This window comes from Clostridium porci, assembly GCF_009696375.1.
Lineage (GTDB): Bacteria > Bacillota > Clostridia > Lachnospirales > Lachnospiraceae > Enterocloster > Enterocloster porci.
In genome coordinates, this window is the sequence record NZ_VUMD01000063.1 from 1 (window position 1) to 1,592 (window position 1,592).

A 1,592-nucleotide genomic window follows, 5' to 3' on the forward strand; every position below is an offset into this window, starting at 1 on the left:
GTTACAGGGGATACACCCTGTGCCGTTACTAACGCCTAAGGTATAATGGGGGTGACCGGTCTGACGGGCCTATGCATGAGATGTTACGCTCGAAGAGCAAACTGTCAGCCGACCCTCTTTGTACCGTTCGATTGATGCAGGTTGAATCAATGGAAATCTCCTAACATTCGTATCACAACGCAAGCTGAATCGGCATTGAGTAACGGCGGTTACCGGTTAAAAATCTAAATGGGGGTGTTATCCTTGCAAAACAATGTAATTACTGCTGTGGGCATTGATGTTTCCAAAGGGAAAAGCATGGCGGCGATTCGGCGTCCCGGTGGTGAAATCGTCCAAATGCCGTTTGAAGTGAAACATACTGTTTTAGGACTTAAAGACCTCGTTAAGCTGCTTCATAAGACAGGCGGGGAAATCCGTATCGTTATGGAACACACCGGCATCTATTGGTGCCCCATCGCACGGGCATTACAGGAGGCCGGATTTTTTGTAAGCATTGTGAACGCCATACTGATCCACGATTTCAGCGACAACTCTTTGCGAAAGGTCAAAACAGATCGGGCTGACGCATTGAAGATTGCAAACTATGCACTATCCTTTTGGGATTCCCTGTGCGAGCTTTCCTCAGAGGAAGAAACTCGCGTTCTTTTGAAAACGCAAAGCAGGCTATATGAACGCACGATTGATGCGAGCGTCGTTCTCCGTAACGGCCTCATATCCTTGTTGGATCAGACGTTTCCCGGCGTGAATAAGCTCTTTTCATCCAGTAGCAGGAATAGGTCGGGACATTACAAATGGATTGATTTTGCAAAGCGTTTCTGGCATTGTGACTGCGTAGCAGGGCTCTCATTCCAAAGCTTCTCTGAAACTTACGGTAAGTGGTGCAAACGAGAGGGATATGTTTATTACTTATCCGCTGCTGAACGGATTTACGATGCAGCCAAACAGGCTGTTGCCGTATTCCCTAAAAATGACCGTACAAAAGCAATCATTGTTCAGTCTGTAAATACCTTAAATGCCATTTATGAATCGCTGCAAACTATGCGGGAAGAGATGGACCGGCTGGCAAGCCTCTTGCCCGAATATGACGTTGTCATGGAAATGCACGGCGTAGGGAAAATTACCGGTTCACAGCTTATGGCCGAGATTGGAGATGTTCGTAGATTTACCAACAAATCTGCACTGGTCGCATTTGCGGGAGTGGATGCACCTCCATTCCAATCCGGTACATTTGACGCTAAATCCAGACGTATTTCCAAACGAGGCTCACCGCATTTGCGTAGAACTGCTTTCATGGTATGCTCATCAATTATTCAAATTGGAAATACAGATGATCCCATTTATGCTTTCATGGATAAAAAACGGGCTGAGGGTAAGCATTTCTATGTTTACATGGTTGCCGGTGCTGCAAAGCTCCTTCGCATCTACTATGCCAGAGTAAGCGAAAGAATGAGCTCTCTTAATCATGGCTTAAAACAATCCGCGTGATTGCTTTGATAAAATCCACATTTGTTTTGCCGTCATTGGCGACGGCTATTTTGTTATGCACATTTTTCCTGCCACAAAAAAGTGCTTGCATTATTAGCAGGTTTGCT

General features: G+C 45.7%; 1 protein-coding gene. It reads left to right on the forward strand.

Annotation, left to right across the window (positions count from 1 at the left end; genetic code table 11):
• Positions 1-258: 258 nt before the first annotated feature.
• Entirely contained in the window at positions 259-1,485 is a 1,227-nt protein-coding gene (locus FYJ39_RS20355) for an IS110 family RNA-guided transposase (protein ID WP_328597589.1), read from the forward strand.
• Positions 1,486-1,592: the final 107 nt, after the last annotated feature.